An 18,765-nucleotide genomic window follows, 5' to 3' on the forward strand; every position below is an offset into this window, starting at 1 on the left:
CCTTAAACTTTCTGCTATTATAACTATGGCATATTTATATAAATTTTTCAATAATTATTTGTGTCCTAAATCGGGATTTGGGTGTATCCTGCGCAATTGAATTTTAAAGCAGGAATCCGTTTTTCGGATAAATTTAAATGAGCGCTTACTTAATAAACATAATGCCCGCATATTTGGTAGATTCGGTTATTTTTATAGTTTCGCTGATCGAATTAAAACTAACCCATGCTATTTCATCTTTAAACAGGATAATCGGGAGAGTTTTCCTCACTTTCATAGGAACTTTTTTATCGATAAAATAACTTTTTACCTTTTTATGCCCGCCGGCGCCCAAAGGTACAAAACTGTCCCCTTCCTTAAATGCCCTTATCGTTACGGGAAATTTAAGCTTTTCAAAATCGAAATAGGCGACATTGGGGGGGACAGAAGTATTTTTTTTAAATTTTAAAATGCCGGCTTTTATTCTGTAAGTTTCCTTCTCTTTTAACTTTTTTATAAAAAAAGACCTGCCTAATTCTTTTATTTCTATATCGGAAACATCCTTATATTTCGTTTTATCTAATTCGTTTAATATGCATTTATATTTAATTTCTTTTCCATTCGTCCCCGTAAAATTAAAATTAAACGACTTAAATGTCAGTTTATTATTTAATAAAATATGTTCGATAAAAATATTATCATATTCTCTTCTAACGGATATTAAGTGTTTTATATTAAAATATGCGTTCGGTTTTTTACTTTTAACTAATTCAACGAATGCTTCAAAATTTGAATAGGAAACTATCGGTTTTTTTGAGAAAATATTTTTATCTACAATGTCTTGAGGCTGCCATAAGGACAAAATAGAAATTTTTAGCAATCTGTACAATAAAGCGCGATGACTGCCTATTAAATCCTTGCGGTTAAAAACAATTTGCGATAATAAAAGCCTGTTGCCCTCCGTTTTAGAGAAAAATAATTTTGAGATATTATCGAATAAATCTTTTGCGGCGGCATTTATAAACTCGTCGTCGCTCCTTAAAACCCCGGATGTATTATAAACCGTTTTTAAAAAAGATTTATTATGTTTTTTAAGCTGCGGAATTATATTTAATCTTACGAAATTTCTAAAAATTTTTTTGTCATAATTCGTATAATCCTCTCTAAACCTAATCGAATTGTCTCCCGCGAAATTTATAATTTCCTGCTTAGTATGCCTTATAAGCGGCCTTATTATAATATTATTTTTTACGGGAATTCCCGCTATGGCGCTACCTCCGCCGCCGACAGTCAGCCTCATGATAAAATTTTCGGCAAAATCGTCCAGATGATGAGCGGCGGCCATTTTTTGGGCGCCGAAATCGATGGCCGATTCCATTAAAAAGTTATATCTTAAAATTCTTGCGGACTCTTCAAGATTTAATTTTAATCTTTTTGCATAATCTTTAGCATCGGCCTGCCCCGTATAAAAAGGAAGAGAAAATTTTTTGCATAAGCCGCCCACAAATAAAATATCCTCATGGGACGACGGTCTTATCTTGTGGTCAAAAGAAGCGCATGCCAGAGTTATTCCAAAATAATGCCTTAACTCATATAAGGAATAAAGCAGGACGGTAGAGTCAACGCCGCCGCTGACGGCAACAAGCACCCTGTCCCCCCATGCCAAAAGGCCTGAATCTTTTACCGTTTTAATTAACTTGCTTAAAAAAAAGGAACTGAATTTATCCACTAAAGATATTATACCCCATACCGCCCTAAAAAAATATTCCTTAATCCCCTTTTCTAGAAACTAAAGTAAAGGATGCAGAATATAGCGGAAGTGATTTGATATCCTTAAAATTAGCTTTTTTAAGTATGTCAACCGCCTCTTCGGTGGAAACTCTTTCCCCCGCTGGAGGCCCCATAACCGGGTTTAAATCCTCTTTTTTCCAATCTACGAGGAAGAAAGTCCCTTCATTCTTTAAAACCCTTTTTATCTCTTGAAGATAATTAGATTTGTCTTCTATTTCATGAAAAACATTTGCCAGCAAAAGAATATTTACAGAATTGTCGGCAAGGGGCAGAAAAGACTCCTCGCACTTAAAAGATTTGACCTTGGAAAAATTTTTCCCGCCGACTTCGTTCCTGAGATTATTATTAAATATGCCGAGCATTTCATCGCTCACATCCAAAGCAAACAGAAGGATGTTTTTATCCTGAAATCTTTTCATTATAGATAATGAAAAAAAGCCGCTTCCGCAGCCGACATCCGCAATAGTCACAGCCTCGCCGCTTTTTAGATTTGCCTCTGCCGTCTTTTCTATTTCATCTATCAGTAGTTCCGGCGGCATTATCCTGTACCGCTCTTCCGAATTTAATCTTTTATGATTTGCCGGATCAAATTTATGCATTCTATTCCTCTATTAAGTTATTTATCCCAAATCGGGATTTGGGTTTATATTTTATGATTTGGCGTTAAGACTGTGGTCGAATGAAACCTCGAAATAGGACCGCTTTTCAATCATATTGTGAACGGGACACCTTTTTGAAACCCTTCGCAGTTCTTCGAGCTGGTCATCATCGAGATTGCCTATGAATTTTATATTTTTTTCTATCTTATGAACATAACCTCTTTCGTTATCAATTTCTATGCCTGCTTCTTTAAGCTCTTCCACCCTGACTCTTTTGTGAATTAAATTTATTTCGACATTCCTTAAGTCGTATTTCATTCTTTTTGCAAACATCATTAAAACGGAGATTGTACATGCGCCCTCTGCGCCTAATAAAAGCTCCACCGGATTGGCGGCCAATTCATCTCCGCCGGATTCTTCGGGTTCATCGGTTATAACGGTATGATTTTTGGTTATAATCTGATTTTGCAAATTACCAAGGTGTTTTACCTTTACTACTATGGTTTCAGCTTCGGACAATATATATCCTCCTTAATATATCCACACCCGCATCCGCGGTAATCAAGTTTTTCCGTTAATCGTATTCCAAAAGTTCTCTTCTCACCCTTGCCGCATCAAGAGCATTTAATTCGAAGGGAAAACTCCTGATATTTCTTGGCGAGGAATCGCCAAACGGACGATTGCAGGACGATATTTCGGTTTTCCCCGGACAACCCGTGGTTTGAAAAGCAGTTCCTCCCTCGATTATTTCAGCCACATTTTTAAAAGGAATGCCAAAATCCACAACCTTGCCGCCTTCTTTAAATGTCATTTCTTCCGCTCTTCCCATATCGTAGTCTATTATATGCCTTGCAACCTGAACGCGCCTGAATTGACCCGCGGGGCATTGGGGATGATTTTCTAATTTTGAACCCTTTTCCTGATAAAAAGAAAAAAGGTGGGATCTTCCGCCCCTATCGCGAACGGATTGAATTCTGTATATCATTTCTTTTTCGGTTTCGCCCAATCCGACAACCAAATGGCATCCCACGCGATTCTTGCCAAAAACGGAAACCGAATAATCTAAAATATCATTATACTTTTCCCACCTGTGAGGACCGCCTACGCCTCTTCCCCTGTACTCGTCAAAAAGTTCCGGCGTTGCGGCATCTAAGGCAACGGTTAACATGTCCGCCCCATATTCTTTAAACTTATCGATATCGTCATGCTTTAATATCGTCGGGGTCATTAATATCGAAACCGGACAGTGAAGCCCGCCCGAAAATCTCTTTAATATGTTAAAAGTATCCACTTTCGCCCTCTCGTGGGTTATCATCGATATGCAAATCCTATGTATTATCTCTTTTTTCTTAAGGGTAAAATCGATAATATCGTCCGTCTTAAAAACCGGCCAATCCACCCTGATAAAACTCTTCTCGTTATATTCGCCTTCCCTCGACTTTTGAAGTCCGCAATATGCGCAATTTGCTCTGCATCCGTCATCATAAGTAAGAAGCACATTTACGCAATGAAGACAGGCATTGCGATAAAACATTCCTGGAACAAAACCAAGGGTCATTGCAGCCGCAAGGCTAACTTTTAAATAATCGGGGGAATTTTCACAAGAAGCCGGAGTCCTGCCCTCACCCCTGTCCGCGTAATCAACCGTATCCGCCGCTAAAGGATTTTTGTTCATAAGACCCATAAAACATTGTCCTCCTTTAAATTTGTGATGGAAAACATTTTTTCCATATTATTTATATTTCTTTAACCCACCGTTAGAAATTTATTTTCTGGATTCCCGCTTTCGCGGGAATGACTTTGAGAGGATTTATTGTTACACCCATTGAATGTCATTCCTGCGAAAGCAGGAATCCAGTATTTATAACTTGTTGAATCATTTTTATAGTTTCTAACGGTGAGTTTAAGGTATTTTATTTATATATTTTTAAACTTTCCAGAATATTAACGCCGAGTTTAGTTTCTTCTTGAAAGATTCCGTTATATGCGTCATCTTCCTTGTTATAATGATAACATAACGGCGAAGATATGTCTATTAACAATGCCTTTATCCCGCTTTCAATAAAGGCTTTATTTCTTTTTATATAAAACTCTTTGCAGCAAAAACCGATATATGATTCGACATTCTTATCTTTAAGCTCGTTTAGTGTTTCGACCAAATTTTCATAATTTATTATTGTCTTTGGATTGATATTGTATTTTTTGGCAAATTTATAGGCTATGCCCGTTTCGCATTCGCCGCAGGAAGCGCAATTATCCACATTTCTATAAACGCAGCCGGCTTTCTTTGCGCAATAAGGCAAAAGAATAAATTTAGCGCCCTTTATATCTTCGGGCTTCATTCCGTTTATAAAAATACATCTCGACAGTTCCGCTTCGTTAATACCCGCATTTTTCGAGAAATTAACCTTGTTTATTATTTGAGCCGCAATATTAAAAAAATCCTCTTTTTTAATATTTTGAAATTCGGGTTTAAATTTTTCGAGGTAATCGTCTATTTTAAATATAATTTCATCAAACGGCGTATCCTTTAAACAGCCTTCCAAATCGGATATTGCCCTTGCCGGAGAAACAAAATAATCGCCGGTAAAATAAATATATTTTAATAAGCTCCTTTTTTGGTCAATCTTGGCATATGTTTTAAAAATTCCGCCTTTACACTTATAAATCTCGGAAACCATTTTCGTTTCCACAGGGTCAAACTCATTTAAATATACCCAGTCTCTCGAGGCATAATATGCGCGGTTTTCTTCCAAAAACTTATGTTCTTCTTCGGATATGCCGCTTCCGTAAAAATCTATATTTAAACTTTCCTCAAACCCTGAAATAATGGCGGATTTAATTGAGTCTAACTCTGGTATATAACCCAGCAGACTTTTAACGGAGGTTACCCTTGAAAGTATAGAATCGAAATTTTTTGAGGTCAGCTTCTCGAGTGGAATTTTTAAAGATTTAACCATATTTTCGGGATTAAAATCCAGAAGCAGCGTTCCCTGAAAAAAATAAACTGATGACTCATAAGTTCCGCCTGTTCCCGAAATCTTCCTGCCATCCACCTCTATATCGTTTCTCGGCCTGAATTTTGCATTTATGCCGAGTCTGTTAATTCCTTTAGTAAAAGCATTGCAAATGGTTTCGGTCAGTTTTTCGAGGTTATTTATCTTTATGCTTTTTGAAGAAAAAACAAGTTCCCAGCCAAGCTGCGTTTCGTCAAAGTATATAGCCCCCCCGCCGGTAATTCGCCTGCCGATTGCAATGCCGTTATCTTTGCAGTAATCATCCCTTATCTCGCTGAACACAGATTGATGATATCCTACAAGAGCGCAGGGCTTAAAACTCAAAAAACGAAAAGTGTCCGGAATCAGCCCTTTTTTCCTTAATTCCACAAGGGCTTTATCCATACATATATTAAACGAAAAATCGTTTACACCAGTATCTATTACCCTGAACATTTTAATTATTCGTCCCAACCCGCTACGGCAGAAATCTAATCTTTTTAAGATTATATTTATAGATTAATTTCCCAACTCTATAGCCTGCAAAGCCATTTCGGAAAAAATTAAAGAACAGCAAACCTCGGATAATTTAGGCTTTAATCCTAATTTCACGCTAAAAGGTATAATGCCTTCGGAAGGATATGCGATGCCGTTTAATCCCGATTTTACGGCTAACTCCTCGATTTTAAATTTATTTAAACCGTAAGGCCTTTCGCATCCCAAAAGGACGGGGATGCTAAGAAATTTTTTGCGGGCATACAGAAAAATATCTCCGATTTCTTCAGGCTCCGGCGGTGCAATATTTTCCATCTTTGTATTATGCATAGGCATAAAACCAACCAGCACAAGGGAAGAAATATTATAGCGCGATATAATATCTATCGCGTTATACTCTCCCGCAATTTTTCCATGTTTTAGCCCTATTACGACATGGGGGGAGGATGGAATATTCCTTTCCGACAAGAATTTCAGAGAATTTTCATAATCTGAAACGGTTGCGTTGAGATGATAGACCTTGCGGATAGTATCCTCGTCGCCGATAATATCCAGCATAGCGGAATCTACGCCGGCGCTATAAAGCCCGTCCGCTATCTCTTCCGTAATTAACCCGCAATGCACTATAACCTTGAGATTAAAATCTGATTTTATCCTTTTTATAGCGCCTATATAAGGAAGAATATCTACTATCCCCCTGCTGTTAGAACCGCCGCTTAATAAAAACCCGCTGCCGTTTGACTTATAAATAGAATATGCCCTTTCGTAAAGACTGTCCTCTGTTACGACCGGAGCCATAGATTTTAAAATTTCGGCATTGCAATGCTCGCATTTTAAAGAACATGCCTCGCCCGTAATAGAAAAAGGGGGGAAGGAATCCGACTTGTTATTTTTAAAATCCTCGGTCTCGTAAGCCTTTATGCTTGGGGCATAAAAGTGCATCTCCGAATTAAAATTTGCCTTTCTTATTTTGAATCCTTCTAAGTAGTCCCGGCTAAAATCTTCGTTAAATTCATAAAAACTCATATTTATTTATTATCTCTTTTTACAAATTATATCTTCGTCTTCCAATTTTTTTATATACGATTTAACCGCCTCTTCTCCCGTGGGCAGAGAATTTATATCCGACAATGATTCGGGAAGCGGCTTTAATTTTACTATCCATCCCTTTCCATAAGGATCAATGTTGATGATATGGGAATCTTTTTCCAATTCATGGTTAATATCGACTATTTCTCCTGAAAAAGGCATCGGAAAAGGTCCGACATATTTTCCGCTTTCTATAGTGGCTGCGCTTTTGCCCTTTTTTATAATCTTTCCGACAGCCTTTACATCGGCATAAAGAATCTTGCCTGCTAAAGATTGAGCCGGGTCGGTCATACCAAATGTAAAAGTCCCGTCATCATTTTTTCTGCCCCATACCTGGTTTTCGATATCATAGTATAAATCCTCAGGGATATTGCATTCATTAAAAAGTGCCATTGATATGTCCTCCTACGACTGATATAGATTATTCGCATTTAATTCCGTCGGCTTCTATCTTTTTCTTATATGCATCCACGGCTTCTTTTCCGGTAAGGAGATTTTTTTTATCCGCTTCGGCGTCGGCAGGCTTTATTTTGCAAACCCACCCTTTTCCGTAAGGATCGGTATTAATGGCGGACACATCTTTAACTAAGTCCTCGTTGATGGCAACTATTTCGCCCGAGAATGGAGCGGGAACAGGACCGACATACTTACCGCTTTCGACTGTCGCAACAGACTTTAATTGAGCGATTTTTTGCCCGACCTTTTTTGGAGTAATGTACAGAAGTTTGCCTGCTAAGCTTTGGGCTACGCTTGTCATTCCGATTGTAACCGTGCCGTCAGATTCGATTTTTCCCCATACATGTTTTTCGACGCTGTAATACAAATGCTCGGGAATATCACATCCGTTAAGTTTTGACATAATAAATTTTCCTCCTTATATTTTTAATTTTATAAAATTTAATCTATAATACTATAATTTTTTCTTATTCTCAAGCATATTATATATAAAAAAAACTGCCTGCTTTATTAAATAAAACAGGCAGTTTAATATTTTTTATAAACCGGTGATGCGTAATTTAATTTTTACTAAACAAGCCCCTTAGCTTTCAAAACTTCCATTGGATTAGATATAGGATCGGTTAATTTAAGCTCTTTTGGCGATTTACCCATGCTTAACCCTATCAGCTGCGTGAAATATACGACGGGAAGTTTTGCCTTTTCCCCATGCGCTTTTATAATTTCAGGCTGTTTAATATCCAGCGCCGCCCCACATAAAGGGCACGGCAATGCTAAAACATCGGCGCCCGCCTCTTTGGCGGCAGATAAAATAGCGGCCGATAAAGTTGCCGATAAGGACTCATCCTGCAATGCGTGCGCCCCGCCGCAACATGAAGCGGCAGCCTGAAACTCTACTATTTCAGCCCCTGTGGCTTTCAATAAATCGTCTTGGAAGTGAGGGTTTTCGGAATCGTCTCTTTTGCTTTTATAGCCTGTTTTTGTAATAGTTTTTGGTCTTTCATACAGGCATCCGTAATAAGAAGCGACTTTAAGCCCTTTTAAAGATTTTTTAACGGAGGCTTTAATCTTTTCCGGACCCACTTCGTTATAAAATAATTCAAGAAAATGTCTTACATCTATATCTCCTTCGTAAGTCCCATATCCCACATCTTTAAGGAATTTTATTACGCTGCCCTTTGCATCCGCATTTTCATTCATAGCGGCATTGGTTCTTAGAAGACTGTGATAGCAGCCGTTGCATGGCGTAACTACGGCATCCACATGAAATCTGCCTTTTGCGGAATCCATAACTCTCGCGGGAAGCATATAAGATAATTTTTCGTTCGAACCTTTCGCTTCAAGAGCCCCGCAACAGTTAAAATCGTCCACTTCCAATAAGTCTATGCCAAAGCCTTCCGCAACAATTTTTGTCGATTCATCATATGCCCTTGCCATTCCTTTTAAAGAACAGCCGGGAAAATATCCAATTTTCATTGTAATTCCTCCTTTAACCTTTGGGAAACTTTCTTCCAGTCTTTAATCTTCCCGCCGAATAACTTAATTCTTCCGCTTGTAAGCATCTTAAACCCTAAAGAAAGCTGGTCCGCGCTCATCATATCCTTAAGCCTTCCGGTTTTGGAATAGAAATCCTTTACTATTTTAACTTCATCGATTCTTCCATCCTCGATAACTTCTCCCATAAAGACTTCATCGAAAGCCTCATCGTTTGTAAGTTTTCCAAATACCTTTCTATCCTCGAGGAATTTGGCGATAGCCCTGACGACTTCCTGTGTATTAACGCCTCTCGGACACCTATGCGTGCATCTTTGGCATGAAACGCATTTCCAGACTAAATCTTTATTTTCATTCACTAATATATCGTAATGCCCTCTTCTGACTAAATCGATAAATCTCCTTGGATTAAATTTATCGACAAAATCGGGAAGGGTGCATCCCCCGGTACATGTTCCGCATTGGTAGCATTTAACTATCGTAGAACCTCCGGGCAGCTTCTTAACCTCGTCAAGAAATTCCGTAGTAACATCCTCATATAATATTCTTGACGGCAGAAACTCTTTCCATATACCTGTGAGTTCAACACCATCTATAACCATTTTATCAGTATTTTCTGCCATTATAGACTCCTTATAAATCTTATTTTATTAACATCATCAATCATCAATCATTAATATTAATTCTAAGCATTAATTTTTTAAATTGCTTGCCACTTTTGCCGCAACTGCCGCGCCTTCGACTATACAATTTTCGATGTCCAACGGTCCCTTATCGGCACCCGCAATATATATGCCTGCCTTAGATGATTCGTTGGGACTTAAAAAATCATCCTTCGGAGCAAGAAACCCGTAATCGTTTTGCTTAATGCCCAAAACTTTTGCGGCCTCTATCGTTCCGTCTCCCGCCGCAATTCCTGCCGCAAGAATAATCATATCGACCGAATGTTGTATCGGCCTGTCCATGATGGTTTCTTCCGCCCTTAATGAAAGCTGCTGATTCTTAAGCGTAACTTCCGCGCCTCTGCCTCTGGTGAATATCACTTCGTAATCTTCCATGGCTTTACCGTAAAGTTCCTCCCAGCCCCTTCCGAACATTCTCATATCCATATAATAAACATAAACCTCGGAATCGGGATATTTTTCCTTTATTTCTATTGCCTGCTTTGTGGAAACGACACAGCCTACCCTGCAACAATAAGGGTTGCCTACCTGTTTATCGCGGGAACCGACACACTGAAAGATTGCAATCTTTTTTGGAACCTTGCCGTCTGACGGTCTTTTTAATTCCCCCTTTGTCGGGCCGTTAGGATTAAGCATCTCTTCGACCTCGGAATTTGTGACGACATCCTTAAATCTTCCATAGCCGTATTCCTGCTTTACGATAGGGTCAAAGTGTTCGAATCCTGTAGCCACAACAATCGCCCCAAAAGTCTCCTCGCTTTCGCCCTTAGAATTTTTTATCTTTGCTTTAAATTCAGGAGCGCTGCCTGAAACTGATACTACGCGCGAATGCTTATGCACTTTAATATTCGAATTGCTTTCCACGGCTTTAATAACGGGGTCTATTACATCTCCCGCAGGTCTTAAATCCGGTGCAAGCTTATAATACTTATGCTTTACCACCTGTCCGCCCAAATAATCTTCCTTTTCAACCAAAGAAACATTATAACCCATTCCTGCAAGTTCCGATGCAGCTTTAAGTCCAGTAACTCCTCCGCCGATTACCAAAACAGTTTTCACCTTAAAATACCTCCTTTAATGAATATAATTTTACTTTTTTAAATGTTGTTTTGGGGACGGACTTAAGCCTGTCCCCTTATTCAATAATTTAATATTTATATTTAATTATATGCTATACCCATCTTATCTAAAAGCGGTTCGACGGGCGTTACATGAAAGTTTAAACCTGCTTCTTTAAACGGATGAGCGCCTAAAGCAAGCGCCGCAAGCTGGGAATAGAATACAACCGGGTAATGATAATCTTCTCCGACGGCCTTCTGTATCCATTGCGTTTTATCAAAAGTCGTTCCGCAGCCTGTGCAGTTAACTAATATCATATCGGGATCTACTTCTTGTTTAATGGCTTTCAGCTTAATATTTTGCGCAGACCGTGTAAATTCCCTATTGACAAGAATATGCCTGAAGCCGAAGCCGCAGCACATAAACCATTTTGAATACTCTTCCATTTGAACGCCCAGCGTGGAAGCAAGACCTCCGACAACTATCGGCCTTTTTCCGCCGATAATATCGTCCGATACCTGCTTAAAGAAATGGCATCCGTAATGTTCGACAGCCCTTAATCCTTTAATCCCTTCAAGTCTTTTTGGATCGGCGCTCGCCAGTATCTTATCCCTCAGGGCATATGCAATTTCACTGTCATGAATAATTTCTTCAGGGATAACAAGTTCTCTGCCGAGTTTTGCAAGAACCTTCTTTACGGAATCCCTGAGTTCTTTATTGCCGACAAGAAGATGCCTCATCTCAAGATAGTTGCCGAAACTTGTAACACAGTGTATCGTGAAATTATAGCCTTCTTCATAAGCCCTGTGCCAGTTTCTGGCGGCAACGGACGCTAACTGAACAAGATTACCGAGTCCTGATGCATGATAATTCCAGGCGGTGCAGGAAGTCTGCTGCATATCGTTGTAGTATTTAATTCCAAGCTTATCCCTGTAATAAAAATTCGACCTTGGAACCCCCGGAAGATTGGCGCACTGTCCGCAGCTTTTATGCTGATAATGCATATCTAAAGGAACCCTCTTTTTTATTCCGTACATAACCTCTTCTTCTTTATAAGGACCGATTAGATGGGCAATCTTAATCTCGCCCTCTTCTTCCAATTTTTTCATCTCCGCCCTTATATCATGGACATGGTAATTCATACCTTTCCCATGGTTTATTCCCGTTTTGACATCATTTATTTCATAAGACATAATGCCCTCCAAAATTAACTTAAATTTATTAACTTATCGATTGTCATTCCCGCAAAAGCCGGGATATTTATTTAATTTAATTCAACCTTTATGTTTATTTTATTTTTTGGATGCCTCAAGTTTAGCTTTCTTTTCTTCTATTTTAGCTTCCATTTCTTCCGCCTTGTCCTCCATATCCTCTTGAACGATATCGACTAAAAAGGGGAACACCGTTCCAACCTTCTCGAGCGCTCCGCTTTCTTCCCATATCTTTTGCATTTCGTATATAGTATAATCTTCGGCTGCCCATGCTCTATCTACGACATTCATGCCCGGAAACCCTTCAAAAAGTTCCTCTCTCATCTCCATTTTTTTGGATGACAACTCTATCATTCTGGGACCCCAATCTGGAAATGCATCGGGAGAAAGCATATCGGGAGCTAACTGGTTTCCCCTTGTAAGAACCAATTTTGCAATTCTTGTATAACCTGCAAGCGCTTCCGCCGCAAGACCTTCTCTAACGGCAATCTCTCTCATAGCCATAACGATATCCGCTGCGGAGTTTTCTTTCGGACACCTGTATTTGCAACTGTAGCACTGGGCGCAATTCCAAATTTTGCCCTTCATATACTCTTCTATCGTCTCTTCGTCGCCCTCGATCATCATCTGACAGACTTCACGCGGGGAATAATCATAAAAAGCTGCGGCGGGACAATTAGCCACGCAGGTTCCGCAATTCAAACAACCGTGAAGGGACTCTTTAATACGGAAATCTTTCATAATTTCCTTATAAAAATGCCCCCCCTTGGTGCTTTCAATCTTTTCTGTGATAGGATTTTTGGTTTCTTCACTCATTTAAAATACCTCCTCATATTTATATATTTTAATCAAGTCGCCTCGCAACTTTTAGGGTAAACATATTCTTCTGCTAAAAAGCAGTGCTTTTTAATATCTGCAGAAGAATATATGTCGATCTTTTTGATATTTTATTGATTAATTTTTGACATAATTCCAACATGGTTATTTTTTGCAGAAGCAAAAAATAACCTTCTAAAAATAAAAAACACTACGCGGAAATTTGAATTTTAAACTATGGAAGCGGTACTGCTCACGGACCCGTGCTGCCATCTGTTTCAGGAAAGATATCGTCAGATATTCTTATATCCTTAAAATCCTTTGCGTCTTTGATCTCTTTTATGTCTTTTATTAATTGTCTTATTTTAGAATTTTTTAAATAATACAAAAGCTTATTGTCTTCTCTTTTGTAATCGACCATTGCGGTATTTCTTAAAACGGCTAAATGTTGGGAAATATTAGATTGGGATTTTCCGAGGGCGGAAGATATATCGTTTACGCTGACTTCTTCACCTTCAACAATGCAGAGAATTCCAAGTCTCGTTGGATTGGAAAGCAGCTTAAAAATATAAGCCAATTCCTTGCATTTTCTGTTCAGATTTGTATCGTCGACACAGAATTCTTTTTCCATTTTTCCCATTTTTTAATTACTTAGTGATATAACATATCACAATTATGCGTATATTCTAAATATAGAATATTCTAAAATTCTTGTCAAGCAAAAAAATAAAAAAATGTTCTAATATCAAAAATTATAAGGTTTTATTTTCTGAACCGGCGAGCAGCTTTTTCCAGTCCTTTCCGCTTTTAAGCAGTTCCGAAAAAATATCGTCCACGGGAAATTGGTTATTTTTAATATAATTTTTCCATAAATCTATAAAAAATCTTTTTTTAAGCCTTAAAGAATCGATCGATAACTCTTTAAACTTGTTTAAAAAATCATCGACCCTTGTATCGATTTCATCCGCGTCAAAAATATTCGTCAAAAAATTAAAATTATACAAATCCCTGCCAGAATAATCTTTGCCGCTCAATATAATTTCCTTTGCCCTTTGGACGCCGATTAAAAAACTTAATCTAAGCGCAATAGATGAAGGCGACAACAAGCCGTATTTTGACGAAACATCCGCAAAAACCGTATCTTTAAGGGCGAATCTAAAATCGGCGGACGATACGATATCAAAACCTATTCCGCTTACCGCCCCTTTAACGACGCAGATAACCGGAACGGGGGATTCCTGAATATGTTTTGTCATCCTATTTAAAATAGTTATATAATATCTCGCTCCGTCTTTATCGAGATTTTTGATCTCTTTTACCGCGGGTCCAGTTGCATAAAAATCCGCATTGGAGCTTTTTATCAAAATAGCCTTTAAATCAAGCTCTTTTTCTATATGTTCTTCGAATATTTTAATTAATTCGTTCATCTCCGATATATTAAAGGTGTTTTTATTTCCCAGATCTATATCTATGAGAGCTACACAGCTATTTTTACATTCGAATCTTATCGGCATAATCGACTCCTTTGTAATATTTGTATTAATTTACGCTTTTGTCACTTCCGCGCAGACGGAAAAGTTTCAAAGAAACTTCACGAGTGTCGTCAGACACGAGAGCGAAGCGGTAATCCAGTCCTTTTTAATTTTATAAATTATCGTGAATTTCCTCTTTGTGCCATCTTCTTCCCTCAATCATATAATAAAGAATAGGAATGACGACAAGCGTCAAAGCGGTAGATGCCAGCATTCCGAAAATAAGCGCCCAGGCAAGCCCATTCCAGACAGGGTCGGTTACCAATATTACCGAGCCGAATATAACCGCAAGAGCGGTGATAATAATTGGCCTCGCTCTCATTGCGCCCGCTTCGACCAGCGCATCTTCAATATTATATCCTTCTTTTTTCCTATCGTTAATAAATTCTATCAGCAAAAGTGAGTTTCTTATGACAATCCCCGATAAAGCAATTGCTCCTATCATAGATGTAGCGGTAAAGTATGTCCCTATAACGGCAAAACCGGGCATTATTCCAATCATTTCAAGCGGTATTGCGCCCATAAGTATAACGGGGAGCAAAAATGAACCCGTGTAGCCGACTAAAAGTATGTAAATAAGCAAAATGGCTATCCCCATAGCCGCGCCCAATTGCGCAAAAACCTTAAGCGTAAGATGCCACTCCCCGCCCCATCTTATACTATAACCAGCCGGCAAGGGATGCTTTAAAAAGTGCAGAAATAAATCCAAATTTGCATACATCGGGCTTCTTTTTATAACCTTGCCGTAAACATATACGACAGGTTTTAAGTCCCTTTCATAAATCATGTTGCGCAAATAGCCGTGTTTTATTTTAACCACGGAATTTAAAGGCACTAATCTGTTGGCGTAAGGGGCATAAATCCAGATGCTTGAAAGCGAATTTATATCTGTTTTAAAAGAATCGGGCATCCTTAAATAAATATCTTCCTGATGCAAATGCCCTTTTCTGTGAATTGTTCCAACCGTCATGCCGTTATTCAAAAGATAAACAGACCTTGCAACCTCTTCGGAACTTATGCCGAGCAACGAGGCTTTTCTTCTGCGTATAATTAACATTACCTTTCTTATAGGCTTTTTATAAGAAGAATTTACATCGGTTACGCCCCTTGTCTTTTTCATCGTTGACTCTACAGTCTTGGAAAGCCTTTCCTGTTCCTTATAATTTGATCCGTAAATTTCCGCCACTATTGTTGCTTTTACCGGCGGCCCAGGCGGGCTTTCAAGAACTTTTATAGTTGCGCCGTATTTTTTGCCGATAAGGTGAACCACGGGCAAAATATTTAAAGCAAGCTGATGCGATGATACCGTCCTTTTATCTTTGCTTATTAAATTTACCCTGATTTCCGAAAACCAGCTTGCATTTCTGAAATTAGAACCGCGAAGCAGTCCCGAAAAATCTATTACGGAAGGCGTTCCGACGGTGGCGACATAATTTTTAACCTGTTTTATTCTTTTTAAATAATTTATCACATTAAGCGTAACAAGATTAGTTTTTTCGAAGGAAGAACCGGGCTTGGTATTTATAGTTATCAAAAAGGTATTTGCATTGGCGACGGGAAGCATTTTAAATTTTACTATTTTTAAAACCGGCAGCGCCATTGCGGCAATAAAAAGAAAAATAATTGCCGAAATAAAAATTAACCTTTTCTTCCTGTTCAAAAGCAATGGAGTCAATATTTTACCGTATAAACCCTTTTTAATATCTTTGTTTTCTTTCTTTTTCTCCTTTTTATGAAGAAGCGCCATGCCTTTTTCGTTTGCCATGAGCTTTAAGTAAAACCACGGAACAATCGTAAGAGCGACAAATAACGACACTATCATGGCTATCGGAACATTAAAGGGAATCGGCCTCATGTAAGGGCCCATCATGCCGGTAACAAACAGCATAGGTATAAAAGATGCTATAACCGCTAAAGTTGCGAAGAAATTAGGATTTCCTATCTCATTAACGGCGTCCACGGCATAAGCGGGCAGTATATTCCTCTGCCTTGAAAAAACCCTTTCTATATTATCGATAACGACAATCGCATTATCGACCAAAAGTCCCAGCGAAAGTATCAATGCGAAGAGCGTTATTCTATTAAGCGTTTGATGGAAAATAAAGGCAATTCCGAGAGTTAGAAACAACATTAAAGGAATGGTAAACGCGACTATGAACGCCTCCCGCCAACCCAATATTATCAAAAGGAGGGCTATAACAATCGCTATGCTTATTATTAAATGAAACAATAGCTTATTGACGGCATTGTTTGCCTTTTTTCCGTCATTTCTCGTTATAGTATAATGAACGCCGTTCGGCATGTCGTTTTTAACTATCGAATGAAAATCCCGCAGCACATTATCAACAACGGTAACCGCATTCTTTCCCCTTCTTTTTGCGATTGCGATAGTCACGGCAGGATATATACCTTTGGCGCCGGCTATTATCTTGTCTTTAAAATTAATTTCTCCGTAATACTTGCCAAAACCGATTTCGGATAAAGAATTTAATGGTCTGTAGGAATATTTAACGGCAGCCACATCTTTTAAGTAAACAGGCCTGCCGTTAAAAACGGAAATAATAAAATTTTTAACCGAACTGACACGGTGAAAATATCCCCCCGCCGTCAAAAATGTTTTTTTGTCGTTATTTTGGAGGAAGCCGGCAGGCAAATCGATATTAGTTCCTTTAAGTTCCTGTGCAATCATTAAAGGAGAAACATTATAAGCGGCCATTTCAACCGGGTTAAGATAAACATTTAACTGCTTATATCTTGCCCCGTTTAAAAATGTAACGCCGGTTCCGTGAACGGCATCCAATCTGTCTAATATTCTGCCCGCAACGGCGGTTAAATACCCGCCGCCGTACTTTTTGCTCCACAGGGTAATGTTGAGTATAGGCACATGATTTACATCTATCGGCTTTATAAGGGGTCTCATCGCCCCCTTTGGAATTTCGTTCAGGTTGGAAAAAACCTTATTGTACAAATCGACAAGGCTTTTATCCCTGCTTGCGTTAACGTGAAACTCTACGGTAACGATGGATTGGGAATTCATTGAAATGGAATAGACATGCTTTACGCCGGGAATCTGCCACATTTTCCTTTCGAGCGGCTTAGTGACAAGGTTTTTAACCTGATCGGCGCTGGCTCCCGGAAACCTGACGATAACATTTGCGGCAGGAACTATAATCTGGGGGTTATACTGCCTCGGCGTAAAAAGTATCGCAATAATACCGAATCCGATACTGAATAAAATCAATAAAACCGTTATCTTGTTTTCTATAAAAAATTCGGTAATTTTAGCGCTAAAGTTTTTGTTCATCTTGATTATTATAGCTCCTTGCGTAAATTGTGTTTTCTATCGGCAAATTAAAATCTATCGATGCGTTGAATATTCGGGGTTAACATAGCCGAAGGCGGAGATTTTGCTTAAACCCGATGTAATTACGGTTAAATCAGGACTTAGCCCGTTTAAAGCTATAATATAATTTTTTTTATAAATCGGACCCTTTTTAATAGGCTGAAACATAACTTCCCCCTCGTTATTTGCAATATATACGCCCCAAATCCCGAGCCTTTTCAACACGGCCGCTTTCGGAATAATCATGGCTTTTCTTTTGCCTATCTTAAATCTTGCGACGCCGTACATGCCGGGAAGCATGTCATGCTTTTCCGGCCGGTTAATCTTAATCCTTACCGTAACGGAATGAGAATAAGGATTGGCGGATTTGACGACGGATATTACCGTCCCGCTGGCTGTTTTATTAACAGAATTAATGTCTAATTTAACCCTTTCGTTTGCCTTGATAATACGGTAATATTTAACATCGACATCCGTTTTGAATTCTAATCTATTTACGGCTTGTATCATCAAGAGTATCTGCCCCGGAGAGGCAAGGTCTCCCAAAAAAACCTTTTTTTGAGTTATAACCCCGTTTATCGGGGAGTAAATGTTTTTATAATTTAAGTAGCTTAAGGCGGCGTTTAAATCGGCCTTTGCAACCTTATATTGCATAAATGCGTTATCATATGCCTGCCTCGAAACGGAATTTTCTTTATAAAGCCTTTTCATTCTGCCGTAAGTCTTTTGAGCGTTTAAAAATCCCGCTTTAGCGGCATAATACTTCGACCTGATCTCGGGAGCGCTCAACTTTAAAAGTAGCTGTCCCCTTTCCACGCTTTGTCCTAAATGTATATTTTCATATACGACATATCCCATTATATGGGCGGAGATAACGGTATTATTTAAAGAAACTACATTTCCGGGGGATTTTAAATATTTGCCTATTATTTTATAAGAGGTTTTAACGGCATGGACATTCACTCTTTGAGGCATCTTTTGAATAAACGAGGGTTTCTTTGCGCATCCGGATATTAATAACGGAATGGATAATAAAATTAAAAGATAAAAAACAAGCCTGAACCTTTTTTTAAGGGCAATAAAATTCAAATTGAAAAAACCTTCCGAATTTTTAATCTTAATTGTCATCGTAAACACTCCGGTAAACGCAAATAATGTTATAATTTATTCCGAATTAATAACTGTCGTATTCTGCTTATGCAATACAAATCATTATAACTCT

16 protein-coding genes and 1 pseudogene are annotated in these 18,765 nt (G+C 38.5%); all 17 read right to left on the reverse strand.

What is annotated here, in order from left to right:
• Positions 1-145 precede the first annotated feature (145 nt).
• On the reverse strand, positions 146-1,708 hold the full coding sequence (tilS, locus tag EVJ47_05510; protein RZD14624.1) for a tRNA lysidine(34) synthetase TilS: 1,563 nt from the start codon (positions 1,706-1,708) through the stop codon (positions 146-148).
• 40 nt (positions 1,709-1,748) lie between these two features.
• The gene (locus EVJ47_05515) at positions 1,749-2,369 is read right to left on the reverse strand and encodes a class I SAM-dependent methyltransferase (protein RZD14625.1); all 621 of its coding nucleotides are present in this window, start codon (positions 2,367-2,369) and stop codon (positions 1,749-1,751) included.
• A 51-nt stretch (positions 2,370-2,420) separates the two neighbouring features.
• Complete coding sequence (locus EVJ47_05520; GenBank protein ID RZD14626.1) at positions 2,421-2,891, reverse strand: OsmC family peroxiredoxin; 471 nt, start codon at positions 2,889-2,891, stop codon at positions 2,421-2,423.
• Positions 2,892-2,943: 52 nt separating this feature from the next.
• A pseudogene (locus EVJ47_05525) lies at positions 2,944-3,969 on the reverse strand (radical SAM protein).
• 313 nt (positions 3,970-4,282) lie between these two features.
• The gene (locus tag EVJ47_05530; GenBank protein ID RZD14627.1) at positions 4,283-5,821 is read right to left on the reverse strand and encodes a DUF116 domain-containing protein; all 1,539 of its coding nucleotides are present in this window, start codon (positions 5,819-5,821) and stop codon (positions 4,283-4,285) included.
• 63 nt (positions 5,822-5,884) lie between these two features.
• Positions 5,885-6,886, reverse strand: coding sequence for a radical SAM protein (locus tag EVJ47_05535; protein ID RZD14628.1), 1,002 nt, complete (start codon positions 6,884-6,886; stop codon positions 5,885-5,887).
• 9 nt (positions 6,887-6,895) lie between these two features.
• On the reverse strand, positions 6,896-7,342 hold the full coding sequence (locus EVJ47_05540; protein RZD14629.1) for a glycine cleavage system protein H: 447 nt from the start codon (positions 7,340-7,342) through the stop codon (positions 6,896-6,898).
• 28 nt (positions 7,343-7,370) lie between these two features.
• Positions 7,371-7,808, reverse strand: a complete 438-nt coding sequence (gene gcvH, locus EVJ47_05545; GenBank protein ID RZD14630.1) for a glycine cleavage system protein GcvH — start codon at positions 7,806-7,808, stop codon at positions 7,371-7,373.
• Between the two features lie 167 nt (positions 7,809-7,975).
• Entirely contained in the window at positions 7,976-8,881 is a 906-nt protein-coding gene (locus tag EVJ47_05550; GenBank protein ID RZD14631.1) for a disulfide reductase, read from the reverse strand.
• Positions 8,878-9,522: a hypothetical protein gene (locus EVJ47_05555; protein ID RZD14632.1), complete on the reverse strand. Its 645-nt coding sequence runs from the start codon at positions 9,520-9,522 to the stop codon at positions 8,878-8,880. The genes EVJ47_05550 and EVJ47_05555 overlap by 4 nt, the downstream gene beginning before the upstream one ends.
• Before the next feature lie 69 nt (positions 9,523-9,591).
• A complete protein-coding gene (locus EVJ47_05560) occupies positions 9,592-10,641 on the reverse strand; it encodes a CoB--CoM heterodisulfide reductase iron-sulfur subunit A family protein (GenBank protein RZD14633.1) in 1,050 nt (349 codons plus the stop codon).
• Between the two features lie 101 nt (positions 10,642-10,742).
• Complete coding sequence (locus EVJ47_05565; protein ID RZD14634.1) at positions 10,743-11,834, reverse strand: heterodisulfide reductase subunit B; 1,092 nt, start codon at positions 11,832-11,834, stop codon at positions 10,743-10,745.
• Between the two features lie 99 nt (positions 11,835-11,933).
• The gene (locus EVJ47_05570) at positions 11,934-12,668 is read right to left on the reverse strand and encodes a 4Fe-4S dicluster domain-containing protein (protein RZD14635.1); all 735 of its coding nucleotides are present in this window, start codon (positions 12,666-12,668) and stop codon (positions 11,934-11,936) included.
• 253 nt (positions 12,669-12,921) lie between these two features.
• Positions 12,922-13,308, reverse strand: a complete 387-nt coding sequence (locus tag EVJ47_05575; protein ID RZD14636.1) for an ArsR family transcriptional regulator — start codon at positions 13,306-13,308, stop codon at positions 12,922-12,924.
• 112 nt (positions 13,309-13,420) lie between these two features.
• Positions 13,421-14,182, reverse strand: a complete 762-nt coding sequence (locus tag EVJ47_05580) for an enoyl-CoA hydratase/isomerase family protein (protein ID RZD14637.1) — start codon at positions 14,180-14,182, stop codon at positions 13,421-13,423.
• Between the two features lie 130 nt (positions 14,183-14,312).
• Positions 14,313-17,504: an efflux RND transporter permease subunit gene (locus EVJ47_05585; protein RZD14638.1), complete on the reverse strand. Its 3,192-nt coding sequence runs from the start codon at positions 17,502-17,504 to the stop codon at positions 14,313-14,315.
• A 54-nt stretch (positions 17,505-17,558) separates the two neighbouring features.
• The gene (locus EVJ47_05590; GenBank protein ID RZD14639.1) at positions 17,559-18,671 is read right to left on the reverse strand and encodes an efflux RND transporter periplasmic adaptor subunit; all 1,113 of its coding nucleotides are present in this window, start codon (positions 18,669-18,671) and stop codon (positions 17,559-17,561) included.
• Positions 18,672-18,765 lie beyond the last annotated feature (94 nt).

This window comes from Candidatus Acidulodesulfobacterium ferriphilum (assembly GCA_004195035.1).
Lineage (GTDB): Bacteria > SZUA-79 > SZUA-79 > Acidulodesulfobacterales > Acidulodesulfobacteraceae > Acidulodesulfobacterium > Acidulodesulfobacterium ferriphilum.